This window comes from Mycolicibacterium gadium, from assembly GCF_010728925.1.
Classification (GTDB): domain Bacteria; phylum Actinomycetota; class Actinomycetes; order Mycobacteriales; family Mycobacteriaceae; genus Mycobacterium; species Mycobacterium gadium.
Map to the genome: position 1 here is coordinate 4,451,358 of NZ_AP022608.1, position 26,721 is coordinate 4,478,078.

27 protein-coding genes are annotated in these 26,721 nt (G+C 67.7%); 11 read left to right on the plus strand and 16 right to left on the minus strand.

Annotated elements, in window-relative coordinates; all coding sequences use genetic code 11:
- Window positions 1-66: 66 nt before the first annotated feature.
- Window positions 67-486 carry a TIGR03668 family PPOX class F420-dependent oxidoreductase gene (locus G6N36_RS22000; protein ID WP_163688946.1) on the minus strand — a complete coding sequence of 140 codons (420 nt, stop codon included), beginning with the start codon at window positions 484-486 and terminating at the stop codon, window positions 67-69.
- Between the two features lie 10 nt (window positions 487-496).
- Window positions 497-955, minus strand: a complete 459-nt coding sequence (locus G6N36_RS22005) for a MarR family winged helix-turn-helix transcriptional regulator (protein ID WP_163688947.1) — start codon at window positions 953-955, stop codon at window positions 497-499.
- Window positions 956-1,038: 83 nt separating this feature from the next.
- On the opposite strand from G6N36_RS22005, the gene G6N36_RS22010 reads away from it, so the two are divergent.
- Window positions 1,039-1,635, plus strand: coding sequence for an FMN-dependent NADH-azoreductase (locus G6N36_RS22010; RefSeq protein ID WP_163688948.1), 597 nt, complete (start codon window positions 1,039-1,041; stop codon window positions 1,633-1,635).
- Between the two features lie 60 nt (window positions 1,636-1,695).
- Here the strand turns inward: G6N36_RS22010 and G6N36_RS22015 are convergent, their stop codons facing one another.
- Window positions 1,696-2,268, minus strand: coding sequence for a hypothetical protein (locus tag G6N36_RS22015; RefSeq protein WP_163688949.1), 573 nt, complete (start codon window positions 2,266-2,268; stop codon window positions 1,696-1,698).
- Between the two features lie 181 nt (window positions 2,269-2,449).
- Here G6N36_RS22015 and G6N36_RS22020 point away from each other — a divergent pair, with 181 nt between their 5' ends.
- The 4 genes from G6N36_RS22020 to G6N36_RS22035 are packed head-to-tail and all read left to right on the plus strand — an operon-like array spanning window position 2,450 to window position 6,282.
- Window positions 2,450-3,580: an ABC transporter substrate-binding protein gene (locus G6N36_RS22020; protein WP_163688950.1), complete on the plus strand. Its 1,131-nt coding sequence runs from the start codon at window positions 2,450-2,452 to the stop codon at window positions 3,578-3,580.
- 1 nt (window position 3,581) lies between these two features.
- Window positions 3,582-4,445 (plus strand): ABC transporter permease, encoded by an 864-nt coding sequence (locus G6N36_RS22025; protein WP_163688951.1) that lies wholly within the window; start codon window positions 3,582-3,584, stop codon window positions 4,443-4,445.
- Window positions 4,442-5,215, plus strand: coding sequence for an ABC transporter permease (locus tag G6N36_RS22030; RefSeq protein WP_163688952.1), 774 nt, complete (start codon window positions 4,442-4,444; stop codon window positions 5,213-5,215). Before G6N36_RS22025 ends, G6N36_RS22030 begins: the two co-directional genes overlap by 4 nt.
- A complete protein-coding gene (locus G6N36_RS22035) occupies window positions 5,212-6,282 on the plus strand; it encodes an ABC transporter ATP-binding protein (protein WP_163688953.1) in 1,071 nt (356 codons plus the stop codon). The genes G6N36_RS22030 and G6N36_RS22035 overlap by 4 nt, the downstream gene beginning before the upstream one ends.
- Here G6N36_RS22035 and G6N36_RS22040 read toward each other — a convergent pair.
- From G6N36_RS22040 to G6N36_RS22085, 10 genes are all read right to left on the minus strand, one after another.
- Complete coding sequence (locus tag G6N36_RS22040) at window positions 6,269-6,847, minus strand: orotate phosphoribosyltransferase (protein ID WP_163688954.1); 579 nt, start codon at window positions 6,845-6,847, stop codon at window positions 6,269-6,271. The two genes, G6N36_RS22035 and G6N36_RS22040, sit on opposite strands and share 14 nt — an antisense overlap.
- A 14-nt stretch (window positions 6,848-6,861) precedes the next feature.
- The gene (locus G6N36_RS22045) at window positions 6,862-7,662 is read right to left on the minus strand and encodes a HugZ family pyridoxamine 5'-phosphate oxidase (RefSeq protein WP_163688955.1); all 801 of its coding nucleotides are present in this window, start codon (window positions 7,660-7,662) and stop codon (window positions 6,862-6,864) included.
- A 19-nt stretch (window positions 7,663-7,681) separates the two neighbouring features.
- Entirely contained in the window at window positions 7,682-8,017 is a 336-nt protein-coding gene (locus tag G6N36_RS22050) for a YbaB/EbfC family nucleoid-associated protein (protein WP_179964833.1), read from the minus strand.
- Window positions 8,014-9,534, minus strand: a complete 1,521-nt coding sequence (locus tag G6N36_RS22055) for a PPE domain-containing protein (protein ID WP_163688956.1) — start codon at window positions 9,532-9,534, stop codon at window positions 8,014-8,016. The genes G6N36_RS22050 and G6N36_RS22055 overlap by 4 nt, the downstream gene beginning before the upstream one ends.
- A gap of 3 nt (window positions 9,535-9,537) precedes the next feature.
- A complete protein-coding gene (gene eccE, locus G6N36_RS22060; protein WP_163688957.1) occupies window positions 9,538-10,935 on the minus strand; it encodes a type VII secretion protein EccE in 1,398 nt (465 codons plus the stop codon).
- The gene (gene mycP, locus G6N36_RS22065) at window positions 10,932-12,278 is read right to left on the minus strand and encodes a type VII secretion-associated serine protease mycosin (protein WP_163688958.1); all 1,347 of its coding nucleotides are present in this window, start codon (window positions 12,276-12,278) and stop codon (window positions 10,932-10,934) included. The genes eccE and mycP overlap by 4 nt, the downstream gene beginning before the upstream one ends.
- A gap of 201 nt (window positions 12,279-12,479) precedes the next feature.
- The gene (locus G6N36_RS22070) at window positions 12,480-12,737 is read right to left on the minus strand and encodes an HPr family phosphocarrier protein (RefSeq protein ID WP_163688959.1); all 258 of its coding nucleotides are present in this window, start codon (window positions 12,735-12,737) and stop codon (window positions 12,480-12,482) included.
- Between the two features lie 26 nt (window positions 12,738-12,763).
- The gene (locus G6N36_RS22075) at window positions 12,764-14,788 is read right to left on the minus strand and encodes a PTS fructose transporter subunit IIABC (protein WP_163688960.1); all 2,025 of its coding nucleotides are present in this window, start codon (window positions 14,786-14,788) and stop codon (window positions 12,764-12,766) included.
- Complete coding sequence (locus tag G6N36_RS22080) at window positions 14,785-15,771, minus strand: 1-phosphofructokinase family hexose kinase (protein ID WP_163688961.1); 987 nt, start codon at window positions 15,769-15,771, stop codon at window positions 14,785-14,787. Before G6N36_RS22080 ends, G6N36_RS22075 begins: the two co-directional genes overlap by 4 nt.
- Window positions 15,768-16,535 (minus strand): DeoR/GlpR family DNA-binding transcription regulator, encoded by a 768-nt coding sequence (locus G6N36_RS22085; RefSeq protein ID WP_163688962.1) that lies wholly within the window; start codon window positions 16,533-16,535, stop codon window positions 15,768-15,770. The genes G6N36_RS22080 and G6N36_RS22085 overlap by 4 nt, the downstream gene beginning before the upstream one ends.
- Before the next feature lie 102 nt (window positions 16,536-16,637).
- Between G6N36_RS22085 and G6N36_RS22090 the strand changes: the two genes are divergently transcribed.
- Entirely contained in the window at window positions 16,638-18,329 is a 1,692-nt protein-coding gene (locus G6N36_RS22090; protein ID WP_179964834.1) for a phosphoenolpyruvate--protein phosphotransferase, read from the plus strand.
- 28 nt (window positions 18,330-18,357) lie between these two features.
- A complete protein-coding gene (locus G6N36_RS22095) occupies window positions 18,358-19,326 on the plus strand; it encodes a pirin family protein (protein WP_163688964.1) in 969 nt (322 codons plus the stop codon).
- Here G6N36_RS22095 and G6N36_RS22100 read toward each other — a convergent pair.
- From G6N36_RS22100 to G6N36_RS22110, 3 genes are read right to left on the minus strand one after another with little or no spacing between them, the layout of a single operon-like run.
- The gene (locus G6N36_RS22100; protein WP_163688965.1) at window positions 19,307-21,469 is read right to left on the minus strand and encodes an FUSC family protein; all 2,163 of its coding nucleotides are present in this window, start codon (window positions 21,467-21,469) and stop codon (window positions 19,307-19,309) included. The genes G6N36_RS22095 and G6N36_RS22100 overlap by 20 nt on opposite strands.
- Window position 21,470: 1 nt before the next feature.
- Window positions 21,471-21,989, minus strand: coding sequence for a hypothetical protein (locus tag G6N36_RS22105; RefSeq protein ID WP_163688966.1), 519 nt, complete (start codon window positions 21,987-21,989; stop codon window positions 21,471-21,473).
- The gene (locus G6N36_RS22110; protein WP_163688967.1) at window positions 21,982-22,548 is read right to left on the minus strand and encodes a TetR/AcrR family transcriptional regulator; all 567 of its coding nucleotides are present in this window, start codon (window positions 22,546-22,548) and stop codon (window positions 21,982-21,984) included. The genes G6N36_RS22105 and G6N36_RS22110 overlap by 8 nt, the downstream gene beginning before the upstream one ends.
- 146 nt (window positions 22,549-22,694) lie before the next feature.
- Here G6N36_RS22110 and G6N36_RS22115 point away from each other — a divergent pair, with 146 nt between their 5' ends.
- From G6N36_RS22115 to G6N36_RS22130, 4 genes are all read left to right on the plus strand, one after another.
- Entirely contained in the window at window positions 22,695-23,333 is a 639-nt protein-coding gene (locus G6N36_RS22115; RefSeq protein ID WP_179964835.1) for a TetR/AcrR family transcriptional regulator, read from the plus strand.
- A gap of 67 nt (window positions 23,334-23,400) precedes the next feature.
- A complete protein-coding gene (locus tag G6N36_RS22120) occupies window positions 23,401-24,339 on the plus strand; it encodes a class I SAM-dependent methyltransferase (protein ID WP_163688968.1) in 939 nt (312 codons plus the stop codon).
- Window positions 24,340-24,441: 102 nt separating this feature from the next.
- Window positions 24,442-25,845, plus strand: coding sequence for an aldehyde dehydrogenase family protein (locus tag G6N36_RS22125; RefSeq protein ID WP_163688969.1), 1,404 nt, complete (start codon window positions 24,442-24,444; stop codon window positions 25,843-25,845).
- Window positions 25,846-25,857: 12 nt separating this feature from the next.
- Window positions 25,858-26,721, plus strand: a complete 864-nt coding sequence (locus tag G6N36_RS22130; RefSeq protein WP_163688970.1) for an SDR family oxidoreductase — start codon at window positions 25,858-25,860, stop codon at window positions 26,719-26,721.

Below are 26,721 nucleotides of genomic sequence, written 5' to 3' on the forward strand. Positions count from 1 at the left end.
ACCGAGCACAAGGGAATCACCCAACTAGTGGGGTGTGGCCTGAGAGCGTCCGACGGAGGTGGCGGGTCACGCCTGCCACGCCGACCACCGCCCGACGGTGATCGTGACCACGGGACCGTCGAGCGCAAGCCTTTGGTACTGAAGGTATTTGCGCCGCAGCAGCGCATATCCGCTCGCCATCTCGTCACCGCTGTGGTGGATCTCGGCGACGCCGTCGGCCCGCACCCACCACAGCTTGGTCCAGTCCTCGTCGTAGTTGTCGACGAGCACGCTCACCCGGGGGTTGGCCTCGATGTTGGTCAGCCGCTGCAACCGTTTGGTGGACTTACGCTTGGCATCGACGGCGGTGTAGATGACTGGTTGTTCGCGGTCGGTGTTGACCGCGAACACCACGGGCACGACGTGTGGCGCGCCGTCCGGCCCGACGGTGGCGAGCATCGCGACGGGCGATTGCGCGAACAAGGCCGCAGCGTCGATTTCGGCCATGGGATTCAGACTATGCCGAACCCTCGATGCATGCCTGCGTGGTCGGAAGCACCTCGGCGCAGCTGCTCGCGGTCGCCCGTGCGAGAAGCGCGTACAGATCGTGCTGCTCCGAATCGCTCAGCGGGGCGAGCACCCGCTGTTCGACGACGGAGAGCACCTTCTCGATCTCGGTGAGCTTGCGTGTGCCCGCCGCGGTCAGCGCCACGGTGTGCCGCCGCCGATCCTCGGCGGAGCGCCTGCGCTCGATCAGGTCCCCGGACTCGAGTTCGTTCAGCAGGCCCACCACGTTCGTCGCGTCGATTCCGAGCATCGCGGTCAGGTCGGACTGATTCTGTTCACCGAGGTCGCGCAGCAGGGTCAGGGCGACGACGTGCCGCGCGCGCAGACCAAAGGCGACCAACTCCACTTCGGCCTCGGTCTGCATCCGCCGCGCCAGGTGCACGAGCAGCGGCGCGGACAGTTCTGGCACGTCATCAGCCTACGGGATTACGCCGATGATCAATTTGGTATAGATAGCTTGTACTACACAAACTATCTATGAAGGAGGCACTGATGAACCAGTTGCTGCACATCGACTCCTCGGTCCAGGGCGATCAGTCCGTCAGCCGGCGGCTCACCGCTCGTGCCGTCCAGCGGTGGCGCGACGCCCACCCGCAGGGCTCTGTCGTGTATCGCGACCTGGCGAAAGACCCGATTCCGCACCTCGGGGACGCGACCTCGCCGGCGCTGACCGCCGAACTCATCGGCGAGATCAAGCGTGCCGACACGGTTGTGCTCGGACTTGCGCTGTACAACTTCGGCCCGCCGAGCACGGTCAAGGCCTGGGTGGACCACATCGTCGCGCCCGGGTTGTCGATTGACGCCGAAACGGGGGCAGGACTGCTCGGCGACACCGAGTTCGTGGTGCTCGAAAGTCGCGGCGGCGGCTACGGTCCGGGAACACCCCGAGAGGGTTGGGATCACGCTGAATCTTGGTTGCCCCATGCGGTGTCGATGACGGGCCTGTCGCCTCGCTTGATCGTCGCCGAACTGACGATGGCGGATGTCAATCCTGCGATGGCTGAGCTCAAACCGCTTGCGGCCGCGAGCCTGAACCGGGCCTTCGAGGCAATCGACGCACTGTGGGAAGTCGGTGAGAACGCTGCCTGAGGCCCAGTTGGTGCGCCACGGCGAACTGCCCGCGGGCATCAACGCTGGGTGATTCCGCTGTCAGCGTGGTCCGCGCGGCTGGGGTGCGACGCTGATGGGTGACCGCGTCACCGGTGTGCGAGTCACCCCGATCTCGGGCGGCCGAGTGCTGCGCGGCGGCGGGTTCTGCGGTCGCACCGTCTGCGCCGGGCCGGGGTCGATGGGCTCGGCCGATGTCTCAGGCGGTGGTGGCGGCGGCACCTCGCTGCTGGTCGTCCGTTCGGTCGACACCGCCGTCGTGGTCGACGGTGCCTCGGTCGGCGTCGTGGTGTCCACGTCCGGAGCGGGGTTGCGAACGATCAACAGAACCGCCGACACCACCAGCGCCGCCGCGGCGGTGCCGGCGGCGATCCACAAGGCCAGCACATGCCTGCCGCGGTACCAGGGTGCCGGCGCGGGTTCGAAGTACCAGGTGTCCGCGTCGAAGGCGTCGAACGCTCCCGGGGGGTGGTCGTGCCGCGCCGGTTCGTAGTCGTCGGCCGGAGCCGACTCCAGCAGCGCCTCGTCGCCGTCCGAGTCCTCGGATTCCGAGGGCGCTTCGGGCAGGTCGCCGATCAGGTAATCGAAATCCCCCGAGGCTTCGCGTTCGGCCACACACTGATGCTATCGCTGTTACCTGCGCATATGGGCGGCAACCGAAGTCGTGTGAACAGGCACACGGTCTGGCGTGATCACGGTAGGGTCGAGCGCCGCATATGCAATCGTTTCACGCCGCGTCGCACAGCCGTCATGTCCGCGCCACTGCGCCGCTTCCCGGCCATCGGAAGGTTCGGCAATGAAGTTCTCACGCCTCACGGCGGCCGCGGCCGCATCGGTCGCTCTGCTCACCGGTCTGATCGGCTGCGCACCTCCGGAGAAGAACAACGCGGAAGAGCAGACAGAATCCGGGGTCAACGCCCGTGCGGCCACGTCGGCCGAGGACTTCGGCGGTATGGACGGTCTGGTCGAGGCCGCCAAGAAGGAGGGTGAGCTGAATGTGATTGCGCTGCCGCCTACTTGGGCCAACTACGCTGCCATCATCAAGGCGTTCGAGGACAAGTACGGGATCAAGGTGAACTCGGGGCAGCCCGACGCGTCGAGCCAGGAGGAGATCAACGCCGCGAACCAGCAGCGGGGTCGCAGCACCGCCCCCGACGTGTTCGACCTGGGCCAGTCGGTGGCGCTGGCCAATACCGCGATGTTCGCGCCCTACAAGGTGGCGGTATGGGACGACATCCCGATGGCGTACAAGGAGCGTGAAGGGGCCTGGGTCAACGACTACGGCGGCTACATGTCGATCGGTTTCGATTCCGCCACGGTGCCGCCGGTCACCTCGGTCAACGATCTGCTCAAGCCCGAATACAGCGGCAAGGTCGCACTCAACGGCGATCCGACCCAGGCCGGTGCCGCGTTCTCCGGTGTGCTGATGGTCGCACTGTCGCAGGGCGGTTCGGCCGACGACATCGCGCCGGGGGTGGAGTTCTTCCGCAAGCTCAACGAGGCCGGCAACTTCTTGCCGGTCGATCCGACCCCGGCGACGATAGAGTCCGGCCAGACCCCGGTGGTCATCGACTGGAACTATCTCAACGCGGTCGAGACGAAGAAGCTCCCGTCGTGGCAGGTGCTGGTTCCGCCGGACCACGCGGTCGCGGGCTACTACTACCAGGCGATCAACAAGGACGCTCCGCATCCCGCGGCCGCGCGGCTGTGGCAGGAGTTCCTGTTCAGCGACGAGGGTCAGAACCTTTACGCGGCAGGTGGTGTGCGTCCGGTGCGTGCGGACAACATGATGGCTGACGGGTCTCTGGATCAGGCGGTCGCGGCGTCGATCCCGGTGATCGACGGCCCGGTCACCGTGCCGAGCCCCGAGCAGACCGACAAGGCCACTGCGTATCTCTCCGACAACTGGGCTGAAGCGATCGGCTGACGTGCCGGGCGGAACCCAACTACGCAACCGAATCACAGGGGCTCTGCCGCTGCTGCCGTTCTTCGCGGTCGTCGTGGTGTTCCTGGTGATCCCGACGGTGACGGTGATCGTCAACGCGTTCGTCGTGGACGGCGCGTTCTCCCTCAGCCGCATCGGCGCGCTCTTCTCGTCGGCAGCGCTCGGGGCGCTGTGGTCCAGCGTCCTGCTGTCGGCCAGCACGGCGATCATCGGCGCGGTGCTCGGAGCGGTGCTGGCGTGGCTGATCGTGAGCAGCCCGCCCACGTCGATGGTGCGCAGGACGGTGATCTCGTTGTGCAGCGTGCTGGCTCAGTTCGGGGGTGTGGCACTGGCTTTCGCGTTCCTGGCGACGATCGGCATCAACGGAGTGCTGACAGTGTGGGTGCAGGAGGCCTTTGGCTGGAATCTGTCCGGCTCGGGATGGCTCTACGGCCTGGCCGGGCTGATTCTCGTCTACACGTACTTCCAGATCCCGCTGATGGTGATCGTCTTCCTGCCCGCACTCGAAGGCCTCCGCGAGCAATGGCGCGAAGCCGCCGTCAGTCTCGGCGCGTCGAAGTGGCAGTACTTCCGTGAGGTGGCCGTACCACTGCTGACGCCGGCTTTCCTCGGATCGGCATTGCTGTTGTTCGCCAACGCCTTTGCCGCCTACGCGACCGCAGCGGCGTTGGTGAGCCAGGGCAGCCCGATCGTGCCCCTGCTCATTCGGTCCGCGTTGACCAGTGAGGTGGTGCTCGGTCAGTCCGGGTTCGCCTACGCGCTCGCGCTCGAGATGATCGTCGTCGTCGCGGTGGTGATGGCGGCCTACAACGTCCTGGTGCGGCGTACGGCGCGGTGGCTGCGATGAAACGTCCAGCGCGCGCCGGGCTCTGGGTGTTGTTCGGCCTGTTCTTCCTGTTCCCGCTCTACGCCATGGCGGATTTCTCCACCCGCCGACTCGTCAACGACGGCCGCACATGGCAGGCCTGGACGAACCTCGTCACCGACGACGCGCTGTATCGGGCGATCGTGGTCTCTCTGCTGCTTGCCGTGTTCACAGTCGTTGCGACGCTGGTGATCCTGGTCCCGACGATGATCTGGGTGCGACTGCGCTCGCCGTGGGCCAGGGGCACAGTGGAGTTCTTGTGCCTGCTGCCGCTGACGATCCCCGCGCTGGTGATCGTGGTCGGGCTACGCAATGTGTACCTGTGGGTGGCGTACTTCCTGGGTGAATCCCCGCTGACGCTGACGTTCGTCTATGTGGTGCTGGTGTTGCCGTTCGCCTACCGCGCGCTCGACGCGGCGTTGTCGTCGATCGACCTGCAGACCCTCACCGAAGCGGCACGGTCGCTGGGAGCGGGATGGGGGACGACGATACTGCGGATCGTGGTGCCCAACATCTGGTCCGGGATCCTTTCCGCCGCCTTCATCTCGATTGCGGTGGTGCTCGGCGAATACACGATCGCGTCGCTGTCCGGGTTCCAGACGCTGCAGGTGCAGATCGTCGCGATCGGAAAGACGGACGGTCCGACGTCGGTGGCCGCCTCGCTGGCGGTGTTGTTGTTCGGCTTCGTGCTGCTGCTTGTCCTGTCGCTGGTGACACGCGGGCGCAGACGAGTCCAAGGAGTGACCGCATGAACGCGAGAACATCAGGCACGGCCGTCGATATGGCCGGCCTGACACGGGTGTACGGCGACGTCAAGGCTCTCGACGGGCTGACCCTGCACATCGAACCGTCCGAACTGGTTGCGCTGCTTGGTCCGTCGGGCTGCGGCAAGACCACCGCGCTGCGCATCCTCGCGGGCCTCGACGACGCCACGTCGGGCACGGTGTCCATCGGCGGTCGCGATGTCAGCCGCGTGCCTGCCAACAAGCGCGACATGGGCATGGTGTTCCAGGCGTACAGCCTCTTCCCGCACCTGACCGTGCTCGACAACGTCGCATTCGGGTTGAAGATGCGCGGTAAAGACAAGCGCGAGAGGACATCTCGAGCCGCCGATATGCTCGACCTGGTCGGCTTGGGTGCGCACAAGGCAAAGTACGCGCACGAGTTGTCGGGCGGGCAACAGCAACGTGTTGCGCTGGCGCGTGCGCTGGCGATCCAGCCGCGGGTGCTGCTGCTCGACGAGCCTCTTTCGGCGCTGGACGCCAAGGTCCGCGCGCAGTTGCGTGACGAGATACGTCGGGTGCAACTCGAGGTCGGCATCACGACGCTGTTCGTCACCCACGATCAGGAGGAGGCGCTAGCCGTCGCCGACCGCGTGGGTGTCATGAATCAGGGCAGCCTCGAACAGCTGGCCACGCCCGCCGACCTGTACGCCACCCCGGCCACACCGTTTGTCGCGGAGTTCGTGGGGTTGAACAACAAAGTGCCCGTGCAGGTTTCGGGTGGTCGCGCGCAGCTGCTCGGCACCGCGGTGCCGACGCTGCCCGGTTCGATCACGTCGGGTCCCGGGCTGGCGATGGTGCGCCCGGAGGCTGTCACCGTCACCGCCGGGCCGGCCGGCGGTGCTGGAATGCCCAAGGTCAGCTCGATCGCGTTCCTGGGACCGATCTCGCGGGTCTACGTCGCGATGCCGGACGGTTCGGTGATCAACGCCCAGATATCGGGTGCGGCTGCCAGGTCGTTGAGCCCTGGCGATCCGGTCACGGTCGGCGTCGAGCCCGGCGGTGTGCTGGTGGTCGCAGGGGTCAGACGTCCTTGACGGGTTCGATGCCGAGGTCGCGGTAGGTGACCAGGGCGGCGAACGGCACATTTCGTTTCGCGAAGCGCTTGGCCGCGACGTCGCCGCGATCCACCATCGGGATCACGCCGGCGACGACGGCGCCGACGGAGACGACGCGCTCGAGTGCGATCTCGGTCGAACCGCCGGTGCTGATCACGTCGTCCACGAGCAGCACCCGGGTTCCGGGCTCGAGCCTGGTCCCCTCGATCCACTGTTCGCGACCGCGTGACTTCTGTTCCTTACGCACGGAGAACCAGGCCTTACCGGTGACCATCGCGACGCCGATGGCGATCGAGTCGGCGCCCATGGTGAGCCCGCCGACCGCGTCGAACTCGATCCCGTTCAGCGCGGCCAGGTCGGCGATGGCGCGGCTGACGATCGTCAGGCGTTCCCCGTTGTCGATGGCGTACTTGCCGTCGATGTAGTCGTGGCTGAGCTGACCGCTGGCCAGCTTGAAGGGTTCCTCGCGGTGCTCGTAACCGCGGGTTCGGATCAGCTCGAACGCTGCTGGCCAGGTCTCGGGGCGTGCGCTCGCATCTGCCATAGGGCGATGTTATTTCAGTCCGCCCGGGCGCGACGCGCCAGCTCGACGGTCGCCGAACGCAATTGGTCGTACGAATCGATCGGATCGGCGTAACCGATCCGGGTGTAGGCGATGCCACGCTCGGTCGTCAGCCGCAGATCGAGGCCGTAGCGGTCGGCGCCGGTGCAGGTCGCCGCGGTGGTGTCCGGATAACCACCGAGCGCCTTGCCCATCGCGGCGAGCGAGTCGGCGTGATCGGCGTTCAGATGAGCGATCGCCCCCGCCGCGTGCGGCGCGACCGGATCCGGCGAGGCAGCGGAGTAGTCCTCGCCGGTGGTCGACTCCATTCGCCCGTAGCCACCGACCCAGCGCACCCGCTGCACGCGCAACACCCAGAGCGTGAAGTCGCTGTAGTCGATGTAATACTTGGCGGCCGCGACCGCAGCCAGATGTGCGTCGCGGGCCCCGGTCAACTCGTCGCCCGTCGGGGCTTCGACTACGCCGGCCAGGGTCACGCGGCCGCTGGCCAGCGGATCGGACTCCGAGCTCGGCGCGACGATCGCGATGCTGGCCCTCGGGTCGCCCGCGAGATTACGACCGTGCTCGGCGAGGTTCGACACGCAGAGCACCGGTGCGCCGCCGAGCAATCCGTACGTCACGAACGACGCCCACGGATCGCCGTCGGCAGTCAGCGTGGCAAGCGTGCCCGTATTGGTCGAGGCCGCGATGGTGCGGGCCTCCTCGGCCGCGGACGGGCGGGTGGGATTCGCCACTTCGGTGAGCGGGGGAGGGACCGAGGGGGCATCGCCCGGGTCGCCGTGATCGCGGTTCGCCACGAACGAACGATACTAGGGCTCAGTCTTTCTGCAGACCCGCGGTGATATCGGCGACGACGGCGTCGATACGGTCCCTGTCGAGCTCGATCGACGTGGACGCGGCGTCGGTGGCCTTCCGAAGAGCCTCGTTGAGCCGCTGCTCGACCGTCGGTGCACCCAACCGCAGCAGACCGTCCGCGATGAAGGTCCCGGTGAGGTGGTGGTGGCCGTTGAGCGTCACCTCGACGGTTTCGGCGTCGTCGGTGGCGGTGAACGTCTCGTTCTTCATCTTGTGCAGCTGCTCGTCCATCAGCGACTGCAGCCGCCGCGCCTGCTGCAGCACAGCGGCCACGTCGGGATGCATGTTGTCGGTCACTCGTCGTCGTCCTGCTCGTCGTCGTGTGCGCGCGGCCTGCCGTCCTGCACTTCGCGGCGGCGGCGGTTACCGACGACGCCCTCGGTCCACGGGCGGTCCTCAACGTACAGATCCTCGTCGGGTGCCGTGCGCGGATCGCGACGCTTCTCCTTGCCCTGCTGTGCGCCGTGCCCCCCGTGCATGGGTGCCATGCCGCCCATCCCGCCGGCCATGCCACCCGGCGCGGACGCGGCAGCCGCGGGCGCCGTGGCGATCGGCACGGGTGGGGCGGGCGCTACGGTCTCGGCCGACACCGCGGGTGACAGGGGTGCCGATCCGCCGCCGCCGGCGCCACCGCCTGAGCCGCCGCCCGATCCGCCACCTGCCGCGGGGCGCAGGCTCGGGTCGCTGGTTGCCCTCGGCGTGCCCGGCTGGGGTCCTTCGCCTTCCGATCCGCCTGGGCTGACCCCGGAAGGGCCTGCGCCCGAGGGTGGTTCGCCGCCGGATGGCGATCCTCCACCGGAGCCGCCACCCTGCCCCGCACCTGCTTGCTGCTGCGAGGTGCCCATCGACTCGCCCATCTGCTGTGCCGTTGCTGCCGGATCACCGGCGGGCTGATCGCCGCCGCCACCGCCACCGCCCGCCCCGGGGGCGAAGCTGTCGGTCGGTTTGAACGGCGGATCCGCCGGCCGCACCGGTGTGAACGTCGCCTCGCCGGCGTACTGCTGGCGTACCTCGTCGGACAGCGCCTGCAGCTCCTCCAACCGCCGGCGGGCCAGATCGATCTGTCTTTGAATCCCGGCGTGCGGCCCGGGCGAGCCGGCGAGCTCCTTTATGCGCGCTTCCAGCGCGACGTATTCGTCGTAGATGGGAGCGTGCGCGGCCTTTGCCGTCTCATGTGCGTTGAGGATCTTCGATGCGGCCTCGGCCAAGTCGTGCCACGCCTGCGACAGCTGCGCCAGCCAGTTACCGAACGCGGTCATTCGCGCGTAGGCCGCGTCGGCGGCGTCGCCCTCCCAGTCGCCGGGGGGCGGTTTTGGCTTGTTGCCCTTGACCCGGTTGGACGCCGCGGACCAGTACAGCATCGCGTTCTTCAGCGAAGCGCCGGTGTCCGGTGCGCTCAGTTCGATTTGCGTCTGGATGACGTTGCGGTATCCGCTGGCGTCGAGAAGCCTCGGAGTGTCTGCGGGAGAGGGAATTTCGGGCGCTGGTGTCGGCGGAGAAGGAATGCTGATGGTGTCGACGGCAGCGGCCCGTTCGGGATTGTCGAGCGCGATGCCGTACTCGTCGTCGACCTTCTGGTAGGCCTGCGCGGCGATCTCGAGCATCTCGGCGATGCGCTGATTCTCGACCTTCGCCCACTCCTCGAACTCTTTGAGCGATCGCGCGTTCTGGTTGAGGTTGGCGATCGCGTCGACCGTCGAGGGCACCGCGTCCGGGGGCGCTACGGCGTCCTCAGCGGGGTTGTGCCAGTTCTGGCCCTTCATCTCCGCGGCTTGGCTGATGAGCGAACCGGGGTTGACCCGCTGGACCGACATCGCTCAGCTCTCCAGCACCATCTGGTAGCGGCTCTCCTCACGCGGGTTGATCAGTCGGATTGGCAGCTGACGATGGCGTGGTGTCTGGATGAAATTGTCGCGCAACACAACTCGTCCGATGCCGGGGTGTGGGCCAAGATATGTGGTGGCGTTCGGCCACGCGACCTTGGCCTCCTGGCCGATGTGGCCGTTGACGGAAGCCGCAAACTCGGCGAACTGCGGGAGCAGGGTGACGACCGCGCCTGCTGCGGCCGATCGCACGACGAACTGCGTGAACAATCGGGCGTCGCCCACGTTGATGCTCACGTCGACGTCGTCGAACGGCATGTACACCGGATAGCGGTCGGCGGTCTCGCCGACGAGCACCCCGGCAGAACCGACCGGCAGTTCGTAGTGCCGGTCGTTGACGGGGCTGATGCCGAGCAACGCGGCCCGCTGCCCGCCGAATAGGCACGAAAATCCGCGCGGGGTAGTCGGATTCGCCAGCGTCGTCAACAACACGGTGGCGGTGGGAGCCGCACCGGGCCGAATGCGGACCCGCGTGATCGTGTGGTCGGCGCGCGCCGACCACCAGACGTCGGGGCCGCCGGGTGCGGTGTATGCGGCGGTGAAGGTGCTGCGTCCCTTGATCGCCGACCAGGTCTCGCGTTCGAAGCTGATCTCGGTCGCGCGGTCGAAGTCGTCGAAGCTGCGGCTCGGCTGGGCATCGATTCCGTTGCCGGCCAACTGATCTGCAATCCGTGTGGTCGACGCCACCAGATACCGCGCCAGTCCCGCGACGCCGGAGTCGCGCCGCTGTGAGGATTTGCGGGTGTGCTCGGGATCGGCCCTCAGCACGATCCAGGTGCGTCGATTGGCCGGGGCCGGGTAGGGCCCCACGACCTGCTCGTACAGCGCCACCAGGCTCGACGGCGCGGTCTTTCCCACTCGATAGCCCGCCGACACCACGTCGGCTTCGAGATCGGGACAGTGCGCCGCGAGCAGCCGCTCGACGAGCCGGGTGTCGACGACATCGTCGGTGAAGGCCTCGCCGTTGACGATCACCGTCGGAGTGAATGGCCGCGGGACGAGTTCCATTGCCGCGATCAGGTAGCCGTCCTGCCAGCGGACCGCGACATGATCGCCGGGCATGACGGTGGCCCCGACGGCCGGCTCGGACGGCTTCTCGGGGACTCTGCGGTGGCGCCGCCGCCACGCGAACACCGCCGCGATCCAGCCGGTTAGCCGTCGGCCACGAACCGTCAAAACCGCTGCGAGAGCGATGATCACCGCCAGGGTGATCCCGACCCAGAGCAGGTCGAGCCGGATGAACAAGAGGATGACGGCCGGTATCAGCACCGCCGCCCAGATGGCATGGCCTGTCGTGAGGCGCAGCCCGAACATGGACGTGAAGCCGCTCATCGGCGCCTCAGCGCGCGCCGGGCAAGGGCGCCGAGTCCGAGCGCCAGGGCCAGACCGAAGCCGATCACGACGACAGCGGTGATCGGTCCCCGGTCCGGTGGCGGGATGTACACCGGTGGCGGGACTTCCTTGACCTGATAGGGTACCTCGCGCGGTCCGGCCGGCACGTCCCACGTCAACGCGGCGACCGGATCGATGACGCCCGCACCGACGTAGTTGTCGACGCCTCCGCCCGGATGTCGTGCGGTGGCGGTGATCCGGTTCATGATCTGAGCGGGTGTCAGTACGGGGAACCGTTGTTTGAGCAGCGCGGCCAGCCCGGATACGTAGGCGGCGGCGAACGAGGTGCCGCTGATCGGAATCGGACCGTCTTGACCAGTCAGCGCGTTGACCGGCCGCCCGTCGTAGCCGAGCGCGACGAGATTCTCGGCGGGCGCCGCAGCGCCCACCCATGGTCCGGACATCGAGAACGTACTCGGTTGGCCGTTCTGGGCGACGCCGCCGACGGTCAGCACCAGCGGCGAGTACCACGCCGGGCTGACGATCGTCTGCACCTGCTTCCAGCCGCGCGGGTCCGCGGGTATCGAGGGATCGGGTGGTGGGTTCTGGCTGCAGTCCTGGCCGGTATTGCCCGCCGCCACGATGATGACCGCGCCCTTGACGTTGACCGCGTAGTTGATCGCGGCGCCCAGCCCTGCCTCGTCGATGAGCCTCGTCACCTTGTAACAGGCGGCCTCGCTGATGTTGATGACCTGTGCGCCGAGGTTGGCCGCGTGCACCACCGCGCGGGCCAGGCTGCGCAACGAACCGGCGGTCTGCGTCGAGTTCGGGTCATTGGGGTCGGTGCGTGCACCCACGGTTTGGAAGGCTTCCGAGGTCTGCCGCAGCGACAGGATGCGGGCGTCGGGCGCGACCCCGATGAAGCCGTCCGTCGGCGCCGGTCTGCCCGCGATGATCGATGCCGTCAGCGTGCCGTGGGAGTCGCAGTCCGACATCCCGTTGCCGGCCTGGTCGACGAAGTCGCCGCCGGGTTCTGCGGGGACGCGCGGTGAGCCGTTGACCCCGGTGTCGATGACCGCGACGGTGATGCCCGCACCCGAGGCGAACTTCTGTGCCTCAGCTAGGCGCAGGTAGTCGTTCGCCCATGGCTTGTCGGCGAAATTCGAGTTGGGAAACGCCGTCGGGGCGGAGCAGACGCGGCGCTGTTCCATGGGCTGGTCGGGGCCCGTCGCGTCGGGCGGCAGCGCCGCCGGATCGATCTTGGGTGGCTCGATAGCCGCTGCCGGAGGAGCGCTGACCAGTGCGAGCAACAGCACCGCCAGCAGCACACCAATACGGTGCACTCGTTACGCACCTCCCCCGATTTTCGACCACGTGGCAGTATGCCGGTGCCCCCACAGCAAACCCTCAACGGGCCCCGGGGCAGCACAAATTGTCACGTCAAGCGAACTGCCGGATTGCACGCAGCCAATCTTAAGGGGCGTCGAAGGGGGTCAAGTCCGCAATCTTGGCTCGGGGCACGTGAGCACGTGAGATCGGGCGTCCTAGGCGTCCAAGTCCTGCTGTACCAATCCCGCGACGGTGGCGAGCACGGCGGCGTCGTCACAGTCGACGGTCACCTCGGCGCCGTTGCCTGCGCCCAGCGTCATGATCATCAGCGCAGATCCTGCGTCGACGGGCTCGCCGCCGTCCATCGAGAGCGTGACAGGCACTCCGGCCTTGACCACTTCCTCGGCGATGATCGCCGCGGGGCGGGCGTGTAGACCGATGGCCGATCCGACGATGACGGTCTTGCTGGGCATGGTTCTCCTTCAATGGTGGGTTGGACTCAGACGGCCGCGAGCGCGGGCGCCTCTTCGGTTTGCGTGCTGGGCTTGATGAACTGCTTGGCGGCGACGACGGCGAGTGCGCCCGCGACGGTGCCCGCCGCGAGGGCGACGAGGAACCAGAGCAGGTTCCCGATCGCGAAGAAGACGAAGATCCCGCCGTGCGGAGCCTTCAGTGTGACGTCGAACGCCATGATCATCGCACCGGTGCTAGCGCCGCCGAACATCATCGACGGGATCACCCTGAGCGGATCGGCCGCGGCGAACGGGATCGCGCCCTCAGAGATGAAGGAGGCGCCGAGAAGCCAAGCGGCCCGGCCGTTTTCCCGCTCCGGCTCGGTGAACAGCGTGGGCCGGACCGCCGAGGCCAGCGCCATCGCGAGCGGGGGAACCATACCCGCGGCCATCACCGCGGCCATGATGCGCAGCGAGGCGGGGTCGGCGACGTTGAGCCCGGCGGTGGCGAACGCGTAGGCCGCCTTGTTGACCGGGCCGCCGAGGTCGAAGCACATCATCAGGCCGAGGATGACGCCGAGGATGATGACGGAGCTGCCGGTCATGCCGCCGAGCCAGTTGGTCAGGCCCGACGTGATGGCGGCCAGCGGACGGCCGAGCAACAGGAACATCAGCAGGCCGACGGCCAGTGAGGCGAACAGCGGGATGATCACGACCGGCATCAGACCCCGCAGCCATCGCGGGGTGGCAATCCGGCTGATCCACAGTGCGGTGAAGCCGGCGATGAGACCGCCGACGATGCCGCCGATGAAGCCGCCGCCGACGAACACGGCGACCGCGCCCGCGGTGAATCCGGGGGCGATGCCCGGCCGGTCGGCGATCGCGAACGAGATGTAGCCGGCCAGCGCGGGCACCAGGAACATGAAGGCCAGCCCGCCGAGGGTGAACAGCACCGCACCGAGGTATTGGAGCAGGCCGCCGGAGGGCAGGTTGGTCAACGTGTTCTCGGTGGCGATATGGCTGCCCAGCGAGTTCATGCCGAACGACAGCGGTTCGGCCCCGTCCGGAGTGTTCGCGATGTCGTATCCGGCGAGCAGGAATCCGAGCGCGATCAGCAGACCGCCCGCGGCGACGAACGGAATCATGTAGCTCACGCCGGTGAGCAGGATCTGACGCGTGCGGGTGCCCCAGCCGACGTCGCCGGCCCGGGCTGCGCCGCTCGGCGCGGACGGACCGGCGCCTCCCTCGACGCGGGCGGCGTTCGGATCGGCCGCGGCGGCAAGGGCTTCGGCCACCATCTTGTCCGGTTCGTTGATCGCCCGTTTGACCCCGGAGGCGACGACGGGCTTACCGGCGAAGCGGTGCTTGTCCTTGACGCCCACATCGGTGGCGAAGATGACGGCGTCGGCCGCCGCGATTGTCTCCGCGTCCAGCGGGGTGCTGCCGGAGGATCCCTGCGTCTCGACGTGCAGCGTGGCGCCGGCCTTCTTGGCAGCCGCGACCAACGAGTCGGCGGCCATGTAGGTGTGCGCGATACCGGTGGGGCAGGCGGTCACCGCGAGCAGCGTCTTGGCTCGCTTGGGAGCAGATTCCTTTGTGGCAGATGGTTTTTCGGGGTTCAACACACCGTCGACGAGCGTGACCACCTCGTCGGGGGTGGATGCTTGCCGCAACGACTCCACGAATTCCTTGCGCACGAGTGCGCGCGCGAGACTGGACAGCAACTTCATGTGCTCGGCGCCGCCGGACTCGGGGGCGGCGATCAGGAACGCGAGGTCGGCGGGTCCGTCGGGTGCGCCGAAATCGACGGGCGGGTTCAGCCGCGCGAAACCGATCGAAGCGGTGTCGACGTGCGGCGAGCGGCAGTGCGGGATCGCGATACCACCGGGCAGCCCGGTGGCTGACTGCTGCTCACGCGCCATCGCGGCGTCGAACAGGCCGTCGGCGTCTGTGGAGCGTCCGGCATCGGCGAGGCGCTGCACCAGCCTGCGGATCACGGCCTGCTTGTCTTCGCCTGCGTCGGTGTCGAGCAGGACCAGATCGGTGCTGATGATGGAGACGTCTGTCGTCATGGCACTACTTTCGGATCGGTTGCGGGGACTACGGGTGTCACGTGGACGGCATCGAGGTCGAGATCGGCGGGGTGGGGCTGAGCCGATCCGGGTAGCGCGGCGGCGGCGCTGCCGTAGGCGACCGCCATCTGCAGTCGCTGTGGTGGGGTCGCGCCGCCGACTTCGGCTCGGAGGTATCCGGCGAGGGAGGCGTCACCGGCGCCGACGGTGCTGCGCGGCGTGACGGGAGGCGGGGTGGCGAACCAGCCGCCGTTGTCGTCGACCAGGACGGCGCCCGCGGCGCCCAGGGTGGCGAGCACCGCGCCGACACCCCGATCGATCAACTGCTGGGCTGCTGAGATCACCGGTTCCGGATCGCCCTGGGTGACAGCGGCTTCCAAAGCCAGCGGCGAGAGGCCGATGACACCGGCGAGTTCTTCGGCGTTCGGTTTGATCAGGTCGGGAGCGGCGCGGCCGAATGACTGAACGAGAGCCGTCAACGGGGCGTCGGAGGTATCGACGGCGATTCGGCATCCGAACGCGGCGAGCCGTGCCACGACGTCGGCGTACCAGTGGTCGGGGACTCCCGGCGGGAGCGAACCCGACAACACCACCCAGGACGCTGACTCCGCCGCGGCGAGCACGGACTGGGTGAGGGCGTCGACGGCAGCGCCGTCGAGTGCACCGCCGGGTTCGTTGAGTTTGGTTGTGGTCCCGTCCTTTTCGGTGATCGCGAGGTTGGTCCGTACCGGGGTGTCGGTGGGTACGCACCGGAACGGCACCGCGGCGTTGTGCAGAGCGGTGATCAATGGATCGGCCACGGGTGCGGGAAGCAGCGCGACGGCCTTGACGCTGGCCGCCGTCAACGCGCGCGCGACGTTGACGCCCTTGCCACCCGCTTCGGTGGTGACCGAGGTGACCCGGTGCACGCTGCCGCGTGTCAGCGGTGTGGTGAGGGTGACGGTGCGGTCGATGCTCGGGTTGGGCGTGACGGTGACGATCATGCGATCACCACTTCGACGCCGTGGTCGGTGAGTTGTGCGCGGTCGGCGCCGGTGATCTCCGCGTCGGTGATCAGGGTGTCGACACTGGACAGCGGCGCGAAACTGACGAAGTCTTCGCGGCCGATCTTGGAGGAGTCCGCCACGGCCACGACATAATTCGCCGCGTTCACCATGGCCCGCTTCACCGCGGCCTCGTCGCTGTCCGGCGTGGACAGACCGTGCCGGACGCTGATGCCGTTGGTTCCGATGAACGCCAGGTCCACGCGGAGCGTGTCGAGCACCCGCAGTGTCTGTTCACCGACCGCGGCCTGCGTGACACCGCGCACCCTGCCGCCGAGCAGTTGCAGCGAGACCGAGGGCAGTGCGGCCAGGCGCGCGGCGACGGGTATCGAGTTGGTCACCACGACCAGTTCGCGATCGGTGGGCAGGTGGGCGGCGATGCGCGCGGTGGTGGTGCCCGCGTCCAACAGGACGGTGGAGCCGTCTTGGGGGAGGAGTTCGGCGGCGGCCGCCGCGATGGCGTCCTTGTGTTCGGCTCGGGTGGCTTCTCGTTCGCCAACGCCGGCCTCGACGAGATGCAGCGCGCGCACCGGAACCGCGCCGCCGTGCACGCGCCGCAGGACGCCGGCCCTCTCGAGTGCGGCGAGGTCACGCCGCACCGTCTCGGTGGTGACGTCGTGGGCCTGTGCCAGTTCTGCGACCGAGGCGCGGCCGTTGGCGATCACCAGCGAGGCGATCGCTTGCTGTCGCTCTTCGGCGTACATGGTGCTCCGTATGTGTGGGTAACCGCGCTTATGAATGTTGATTTAATTGGTTTTACTACTGTTTGTGTTGACTTGTCAACCATTTCTTGTAATCTGGTTCACATGACCGCCTCATCCGCGAACACGTCACTGTTGCCCGGCACCGCCCTTCGTGGTGTCCCGGTGGTGCCCGGCGTGGCCTACGCGCCGGTGATCCGGCCGGGCCGGCTGCCCTCGTCCATCGACGACGCGGGCGACGTCGCCGAACCGGACCGGCCCGCGGAGGCCGCCCGCTTCGCCGCCGCCGCATCGGCGGTCGCGACGCGGCTGCGCGACCGCGCGGCGCACGCGACCGGCGCCGCCTCGGAGGTGCTGGCCGCCACCGCGATCCTGGCGCAGGACCGGGCATGGCTGGCCGCCGCCGAGAAGCGCATCGCCACCGGCGCGCCCGCGGTACGCGCGGTGATCGGCGCGGTGGACCAGTTCGCCGAGATGTTCACCAAACTCGGCGGGCTGATGGCCGAACGGGTCACGGACCTGCGCGACATTCGCGACCGCGTGATCGCAGAACTGAAGGGGCTGCCCGAGCCGGGCGTGCCGGTGCCCGCGGCGCCGTCGATCCTGTGCGCCGACGACCTCGCTCCGGCCGACACCGCAGGTCTGGACCCCGCGCTCGTCGTCGCGTTGGCCACGACATTGGGTGGACCCACCAGCCACACGGCGATCATCGCGCGCCAGCTCGGCATCCCGTGCGTCGTCGCCGTCGAGGGCTTGGACGCCGTCGAGGCCGGCACGATGGTGCTCGTCGACGGCACCGCGGGAACCGTCACCGTCACGCCGGACCCGGCGGCCGCGGGCGAGGCCGTGGAGGCGGCGCGCCGAGACGCCGAACGCGCCGCGGGATGGTCCGGTCCCGGTGCCACCTGCGACGGTCACGCGGTCGCGGTCCTTGCCAACGTGCAGGACGGCGCCGCCGCGCGGGCCGCCAGGGACACCGCGGCCGAGGGCATCGGGTTGTTCCGCACCGAACTGTGCTTTCTCAATCGCGAGACCGAGCCGTCCGTCGATGAGCAGACCGACATCTATGCCGAGGTGCTCGACGCATTCGCCGGGCACAAGGTGGTGGTCAGGACACTGGACGCGGGTTCGGACAAGCCGCTGAAGTTCGCTGAGCATCCCAACGAGGCCAACCCGGCGCTCGGTGTGCGCGGCATCCGGGTCGCGGGCATCAATCCGGCTCTGCTGGACCGTCAACTCGAGGCCATTGCCGCCGCGGGCAATCGCACCGGCAACCCGCCGTGGGTGATGGCACCGATGATCGCGACGGCATCCGAAGCCGAACACTTTGCCGCGCAGGTCCGTTCGCACGGTTTGACACCGGGCGTGATGATCGAGGTGCCGGCTGCTGCTCTGCTGGCCGACCGCATTCTCGAGCACGTGGACTTCTTGTCGATCGGCACCAACGATCTGGCGCAGTACACGATGGCCGCCGACCGCATGTCGGCCGAACTCGCCGCGCTCACGGACCCGTGGCAGCCGGCGGTGCTGACCTTGGTGGCCATGGCGGCGAGGGCGGGCGCGTCGGTGGGCAAGCCCGTCGGTGTGTGTGGGGAAGCCGCCGCGGATCCCCTGCTCGCCTGCGTGCTTGCGGGCTTGGGTGTGACGTCGTTGTCGGCGGCCGCCGCGGCCGTACAGGGGGTGGGCGCCAAACTCGCTCAGGTGTCGCTGCAGCAGTGTCGTGACGCGGCCGACGCCGTGCTCGCGGCGAGCACTGCGGCGCAGGCGCGCGCAGCGGCGCTGGACGCATTGGAATAATTCGGACTACGGTCCGGTTAGTCGGGGCATGCCTGCCATCACCGCTGACACCCTGACACTGCCGCGGATCGCCGCGGCCCAACAGTCTGATACCGAACGTCCCGTCCGGTCGGTCACCACCGGTCCGCGCGGATACGAAGGTGAGGGCTTCCCCGTCGTGCGCGCGTTCGCCGGCGTCAGCAGCGCCGACCTCGATCCGTTCGTCCACATGGACCAGATGGGCGAGGTGGAATACGAACCGGGTGAGCCCAGAGGCACCGACTGGCACCCGCACCGCGGGTTCGAGACCGTCACCTACATGCTGGACGGGCGCTTCGCGCACCAGGATTCGCATGGCGGCGGCGGATTGATCACCGACGGTGCCACCCAGTGGATGACCGCGGGCTCGGGAATCCTGCACATCGAGACGCCGCCGGCCGAACTGGTCGAAAGCGGCGGCCTGTTCCACGGCATCCAGCTATGGGTGAATCTGCCGCGCAAGGACAAGTTCGCCACGCCGAGGTACCAGGCGATCGAAGGAACCCAGGCCAAACTGCTGTCCTCCGACGACGGTGGGGCGCTGGTCCGCCTCATCGCGGGCGACGTCGCCGGACATCAGGGCCCGGGTGCGACGCACACTCCGATCACCATGGCGCACAGCACGATCCAGCCCGGAGCACGGTTGAGCCTGCCCTGGAACCGCGAGTTCAACGCGCTGGCCTACGTGCTCTCGGGCCGTGGCGCGATCGGGCCGGTCGGTCATCCGATTCACCAGGGACAGTTGGCCGTGCTCGGGCCGGGCGACCGGATCACCGTGAGCGCCGAAGCCGGCCAAGATTCGCACCGGCCCGCACTCGAGGTCCTGCTGCTCGGCGGCGAGCCCATCCGTGACCCCGTGTTCCAGTACGGACCGTTCGTGATGAACACCAAGACGGAACTCATCGAGGCGCTCGAGGATTACCACAACGGCAAGTTCGGCGCCATTCCGCCGGACGCGCTCATGCCGCACCGTGTTTGACGCTGAGATCGTCGTGGTCGCTGGAATCGCTTCTCGGATAGAGGAGCTCCAGCTCCCCGATGTGCGCGGCGGTGGTGACCAACGGCAGCGCCGCCGCAACGGCCAGTTCGTCATCGGAGGCGTCGGCGCGCAGCGCGATCACGAAGTCGTCGCTGATCGGGTCCAGCGCCGTCCCGGCTGAGCCGCCGGTGACGTGACGGCACACCGCTTCGGTGTGACTCTCGAGCACCGCGCGGGTACGCGGGTACACACCGTGCGGTGGTGGGACGACGTCGGCGATCAATTCGGCCGCAGCGCGCAAGCGGACCGCGCGGTTGGCCCGCCGGACGATCGGAGCCCGGACGTCGGCGGCCCCGCCGCTCTCCGAAAGATACTGTCGCACAGCGTCGTCCACGGTGCGGGAAGCCTCCAGTGCATCGTGACTGAGCGCGATGACCCTATCGGTGGCCTCTTCGGACGCACCGCGGGTGACCCGCAGTACGGCCGCCGTGAGGAACGACGCGCCGACGGCGAAGGACGCGTCGATGACCTTCGACACCCGGGTGCGTACTCCGCGCGGCCACAGCAGGACCGAAACGACGATGCCCACTCCAGCGCCGATGACGACGTCCTGGATGCGGATCAGCCCGACGCTCCAACCCGTCGGCCTGATCAGGTTGAAGATGATCAGCACCATCATGGTGAACGCCGCCTGACCGGCGATGAACGACGCGACCTCCGGCACGAACGCCGAACCGAACGCCACCACCGGGAGCAGGACCCACATGACGATCGGGTCGACCCCTACCAGTTCGATGACGACCACACCCAGGAGGAAGCCGAGCGTGGTACCCGCGACCGCCCGCACGACGCGGGTGCCGGTCGACAGCGCACTGCTGCGCAGCACCGACATGGCGCCCAACACGACCCAGAAGCCGTTTTGCAGTGGGAACACCTGGGTGACGGCGACGGCGAGAGCCAAGCCGAGACCGGTGCGCAGACTGCTGCGCAGCACCACCGCCCGGGTGGCGACCAGTCCCTTGGTGATCGCCGCGACCGCCGCAGTCTCCGGCATCACCCAGTCGGCGGTTCCCGTGGGCGGCAGGCGTCGGCCGAGGACCCGCGCCCAGACCGGACGCGCGTCGGCCTCGGCGGCGTTGCGGATGATCCGGCCGGTCACACCGACGGTGGCCGAGAAGGTGCGTCGCCCCAACAGCTTTCGCCCGACATCCACGGCCGCCGCGTCGTCGGGCACTCCGAGGATCTCGAGGATGTCTTCGCGATAGCGGCCCTGTGCGATCGATCGCAACTCGGCCAGTGCGGAGTTGAGATCCGTGCCTCGGGCCGCACGAGCCGAGGGTTCGGAAACACTGAGTACGGCAGCGCAATCCCGTAGCACGCGCACCAACGGTGGCTTGAGGTCCCCGAGTTGGCGGCCGGTGTCGTCGGTGATGCGGTCCGCCAGGAAGCCGAGGTCGTCGACGACCCGCACCAGCGCCCGGCTGCCCGCGGTGAGCCCGACCGGGCGGAAGTCAGCGCCGAGGAAGCTCTCCCACAGCGAATTCATCGCGCGGGTCGCGTCTTTGGCGCTTCCGCTGCCCTCCAAGGTGTCGGCCAGCCGGGTGCACACCAGTGCCGAATAACGGCGCAACTCGTCGTGATGGCGCGGCGGGAGAAGGAACAGGGCGGCGGGCACGCACACCGCCAGCGCGACGATCCAACCGAGCAGACGATCGCCGATCGGGCCGACCGGTGTGCAGGCGGGCAGCACGAACGTCAGCAGGGTGGCCCGCTGGCCGGCGGCGACGATCTCGCTGAGTACACCGGAAAACGTCACCACCACACCGAGGACGAACATCACCGCGACACTGATCCACGGATGGTCGGCCACCAGCGTCCCGAGGGTGATCAGGACGAAGCCGTTGATGCCGAGCCCGAAGTAGGCGAGTGCCCGGGCCGGACGGTTTCCGGGAAAGTCCACGAGGATGAGCAGTGCCACCGAGCCGAAGATGCTGAACAGCGCGGTCTGCGAATCGCCGACGGCGAACCCGAACGCCGCCGCGACCGGCAACACGAGCGCCGCGCGCACGGCGCGCCGCAGCGCGTCGAATTCGGGATCGCGCTGACGAAGCCGATCGACCGCGCGACGCCACAGGTTCGTCATGTCAGTGCGCGAGCGTCTTGATGCCGACGACGAGCAGCCCGAGGCCGACCAGCCCGGTGACCGATAGCGCCTGCTGCCACCACGGCAACCGGGTGCGTCGCATGGCGAGAAACGCAATGACGCCCAGCTCGCCCACCAGCGTCCACATCCCGATCCACATCGCGGTGTCGGTATCGAGGAGGTCGAATACCGCAAGCAGCAAGACGATCACCGGGGGAACGGCGGCCCAGAGAATCTGACCTGACGCCTGCAGGAGCTGGATCCAGTGCCGCCCCCGCGGTGCCTTACCGAACACCGCCATCTGCGCCACGAAGTGCGACAGCAGGCTGGCGGCCCACAGACCGCCGGTGGCCACCGCGATATCGAGGATCCTTGCCAAGGCGCTGGTTTCCTCATCGCTGTACCGCGCCAGAATCGCCAGCGTCGCCAGACACGAGATCGCCCCGTACAGACGCTCCCGCAGCATCGCGACAACGTGCTCGACCTCGACCGGCTCGGTGGCGGGCGCTGCGTCAGTCACTGTCGGGCACCGAAGCGAACCCGTCGTTGTCGAGCTTGCCGCGAATCTGTCCGGCGATCCACGCCAATGCATCCGGGTCGGGGGGCAGGGCGGACTGCTCGTAACCGACGAGCACATACACCGACCATGCGGCGAAGACCTCCGCCTGCCGTTTGATCTGCAGGATCTCCAACGCCGAGGAGTACATGATGTCGAATCGCTGCCGGTCGACCATGGCCTGCACCTCGTGCACATGCGGATCCAGCGAGCTCCATACCCGGATCGCCGCCTCCGCGCCGTGGGGCAGGCCCAGTGCCACCTTGATCAGGGTGTCGATGCGGCGGCGCGGGTCCGTCTCGCCGCGCACCGCCTGAATCACCAGCACGGTCCGCTCCTGCACCCAGTGCGCGACCAGTTCCTTGGTGTAGGTCGGCCAATTGGTGAAGTAGTGGTAGAAGGATCCGGTCGTGACACCGAGACGGTGACAAACCTCTGCAAGCTTGAGCCCCCCATAGCCGAGATCGGACAGCACATCGAGGCCGGTCTCGAAGTAGGCCTCCCGAGAAACGACGCTGGCCATGGGACGGCACCCTAGTGCTCAGACAATCGAATCTCTACGCCGACCTTCGGTGTTGCGACTCCCATTTCTTTGCTGAACTGACGATCTTGGGAACGCCGCAGGTAATACCGCGCAGGCCCACCAGTGGGCTGTGGCACAATTTGACTGTGCCGCAACACACCGCGAGTAGGGGTCCGGGTCGTCCGCCCGCAGCGAAGGCCGCCGAAACGCGGGAGCGCATCATAGGAGCCGCGCGCGAGGTCTTCAGCGAACTCGGGTACGACGCCGCCACCTTCCAGGCGATCGCCATCCGTGCCGGTTTGACCCGTCCGGCGATCAACCACTACTTCGCGAGTAAGCGGGTGCTGTGGGCCCAGGTTGTCGAGCAAACAGATGCGCAGGTAGTTAGCGCGGGCCAGGCGCGGGCGAAGTCCGAAACGAACCTGCTGAATCGGTTGTCCGCGTTCTTCACCGCGGCGATCCAGGCCGATTCCGAAGACCGTTCGGCGGCAGCCTTTCTCGTGACCTCCGTGCTGGAGTCGCAGCGGCATCCGGAACTGAGTGGTGACGAGCACGATTCGTTGCGTAATTCACGCGAGTTCATCGCCTGGGCGGTCGACGACGCAATCAAGACAGGTGAGCTCACAACCGACACGGACGTCAGCGACCTCGTCGAGATGCTGGTCGCGATGATGTGGGGTATCGGCTTCTACGCGGGATTCGTCGGCGGTCACGACGAGCTCTCCGGGGTCGTTGAGAAGTTCGAGCTGCTGCTCGCCGGCAAGCTCTGGCAATTCAGCGACTGAGTGTTGCCTCTCCCACAGTTCGTATAGCTCAACTAACTTTTCGCCGGTATCTGGCTAGCATGACGCCATGAGCTCATTGCGCACGCACGACGACACCTGGGACATCGCGACCAGCGTCGGGTCGACGGCAGTCATGGTGGCGGCGGCCCGCGCCGGTGAGACCGCCAAGGCCGATCCCCTGATCCGCGATCCCTATGCCGAGGTGCTGGTCGCCGGCGTCGGCCCGGGGGTCTGGGACATCGTGCGCAACGAGGAGTTCGCCGCCAAGGTCGCCGAGGCCGATGCCGAGGTCGCCGCGATCTTCGAGCACATGGGCAATTACCAGGCCGTGCGCACCCACTTCTTCGATGAGTTCTTCGCCGCCGCCGCGGCGGCAGGCATCCGCCAGGTCGTGATCCTGGCGTCGGGCCTCGACTCGCGGGCCTACCGGCTGGACTGGCCGGCCGACACCGTCGTCTTCGAGATCGACCAGCCCAAGGTCCTCGAATACAAGGCCGCGAGAATGGCTGAGCACGGCGTGCTGCCGTCGGCCAAGCGCAACGCGGTGGCCATCGACCTTCGGCTGGATTGGCCGAATGCCTTGCGCGAAGCCGGGTTCGACGCCGACGCCACGACCGCTTGGTTGGCCGAGGGCCTGCTGATGTATCTGCCCGCGCAAGCCCAGGACCGGTTGTTCGAGCAGATCACCGCGCTCAGTGCCGCTGGCAGCCGCGTGGCCGCGGAGACCGTCGGCCACCGCTCCGACGACCGGCGGGCCGAGTTCCGGGAGAAGTTCGAGCGCATCGCCGCGCAGTTCGGGATGCAGGATGCGCCCGATGTCGCCGAGCTGATGTACAACGACCCCGACCGCGCCGACGTGGCCGAGTGGCTCAACGCGCACGGATGGCAGGCATCGGCCGCGACGTCTGCCGACGAGATGCGCCGGCTCGACCGGTGGGTCTTGCCGCCCGAGTTATCCGATGACGACGCGTTCTCGTCGTTCGTCACCGGCGAGAAGTCGGGCTGACCGCCCGAACGGACGACGCGAGGGGCACAAAGTTGCCCCTTCAGCGCTGCCCAACCGGTTGGTTAGTATCGGGTGTTCCCAGGGTCAGGAAGGACACCCACCATGACCACCGAATTCGCCGCCACTGAGGCCAAGACCACCCCCGATATCCCCGGCACCGTCCGCAAGCTGCGGGAGACGTTCGCGTCCGGCCGAACCCGCAGCGTCGAGTGGCGTAAGCAGCAGCTGCTGGCGCTGGAGAAAATGATGAACGACAACGAGGGCGCCATCATGGAGGCCCTCGAGAAAGATCTGGGTCGCGGTCCGTTCGAAGCCTGGCTGGCCGATATCGCCAGCACCGCGGGCGAGGCCAAGGATGCGGCGCGCAACGTCAAGAAATGGATGCGCCGCAAGTACCGGCTGCTGGAGATGTCGCAGCTGCCCGGCCGCGGCTGGGTCGAATACGAGCCGTACGGCACCGTCCTGGTCATCGGCGCGTGGAACTTCCCGTTCGTCCTGACGCTCGGCCCCGCCGTCGGCGCCATCGCAGCGGGCAACACCGTGCTCATGAAACCGTCCGAGGTGTGCCCGGCGTCGTCGGCACTGATGGCCGAGCTGGTGCCGAAGTATCTCGACAAGGACGCGATCGCCGTCATCGAGGGCGACGCCTCCTGCAGCCAGGAACTCATCGCGCAGGGCTTCGACCACATCTGTTTCACCGGCGGCACCGAGATCGGCCGCAAGGTCTATGAGGCCGCCGCACCGCATCTGACACCGGTCACCCTCGAGCTCGGGGGAAAGAGCCCGGTGATCGTGGCCGCTGATGCGGACATCGACGTCGCGGCCAAGCGCATCGCCTGGACCAAGCTGATCAACTCAGGTCAGATCTGCATCGCGCCGGACTACGTGCTCGCCGATGCCAAGATCCGCGACGAGCTCGTCGACAAGATCAAGGACGCCGTCGCGACATTCGAGGCGGACAACCCCGGCGGAAAGCGCATTGTCAACGAGCGCCACTTCGCCAGGCTCACCGCATCGCTGGCGGCGACCAAGGGCACTGTCGTCGCGGGCGGCGGTTCGGACGCGTCGACGATCAAGATCCAGCCCACCGTCGTGGTCGATCCCGACCCCGCCGAATCGCTGATGACCGACGAGATCTTCGGCCCGATCCTGCCGATCATGACCGTCCAATCCCTCGACGACGCAATCAGTTTCGTGAATTCCCGGCCCAAACCACTGGCCGCCTACCTGTTCACGAAGACCAAGAGCATTCGCGAACGGGTGATCAAAGAGGTCGCGGCCGGCGGCATGGTGGTCAACCACCTGCTGTTCCATTTCGCCACCAACAAGCTCCCGTTCGGTGGTGTCGGTCCGTCGGGTATGGGTGCCTATCACGGCAAGTTCGGCTTCGAGCAGTTCAGCCACAAGAAGACCGTGATGACCAAGCCGACCCGACCCGATGTCGGCGCGTTCATCTACCCCCCGTATACAGAGAAGGCTTTGAAGCTCGCGAAACGGCTGTTCTGAGAAAGGAACCCCATGCCAGGAGTGCAGGATCGTGTCATCGTCGTCACCGGTGCCGGAGGCGGGCTCGGGCGAGAATATGCGTTGACCCTTGCCAGGGAGGGCGCCAGCGTCGTCGTCAACGATCTCGGCGGTGCACGTGACGGCACCGGCGCCGGCCACAACATGGCCGACGAGGTGGTCAAGGAGATCAAGGACGCAGGCGGCCGCGCCGTGGCGAACTACGACTCGGTGGCCGAACAAGAGGGCGCCGAGAACATCATCAAGACCGCGATCGACGAGTTCGGCAAGGTCGACGGTGTGGTGAGCAACGCGGGCATCCTGCGCGACGGCACGTTCCACAAGATGGAGTTCGCGAACTGGGACGCCGTGCTCAAGGTGCACCTCTACGGTGGCTACAACGTGATCCGCGCGGCATGGCCGCACTTCCGCGAGAACAACTTTGGCCGCGTCGTCGTGGCCACCTCGACCAGCGGCCTCTTCGGCAACTTCGGTCAGGCCAACTACGGTGCTGCCAAGCTCGGCCTCGTCGGGCTGATCAACACCCTGGCCCAGGAGGGCGCGAAGTACAACATCAAGACCAACGCCGTGGCGCCCATCGCGGCCACCCGGATGACGCAGGACATCCTGCCGCCGGAGGTCTTCGAGAAGCTCACCCCCGAGTACGTCGCCCCGGTGGTCGCGTACCTGTGCACGGAGGAACTGCCCGAGACCGCATCGGTGTTCATCGTCGGCGGCGGCAAAGTGCAACGGGCAGCGCTGTTCCAGAACGAGGGCGTGACGTTCTCCGAGGTGCCCTCGGTCGAAGACGTCGCGGGTAAGTGGAGCGAGATCACCGATCTGTCCGCGGCACAGCGCGCCACGTTCTCGCTCGGCTGA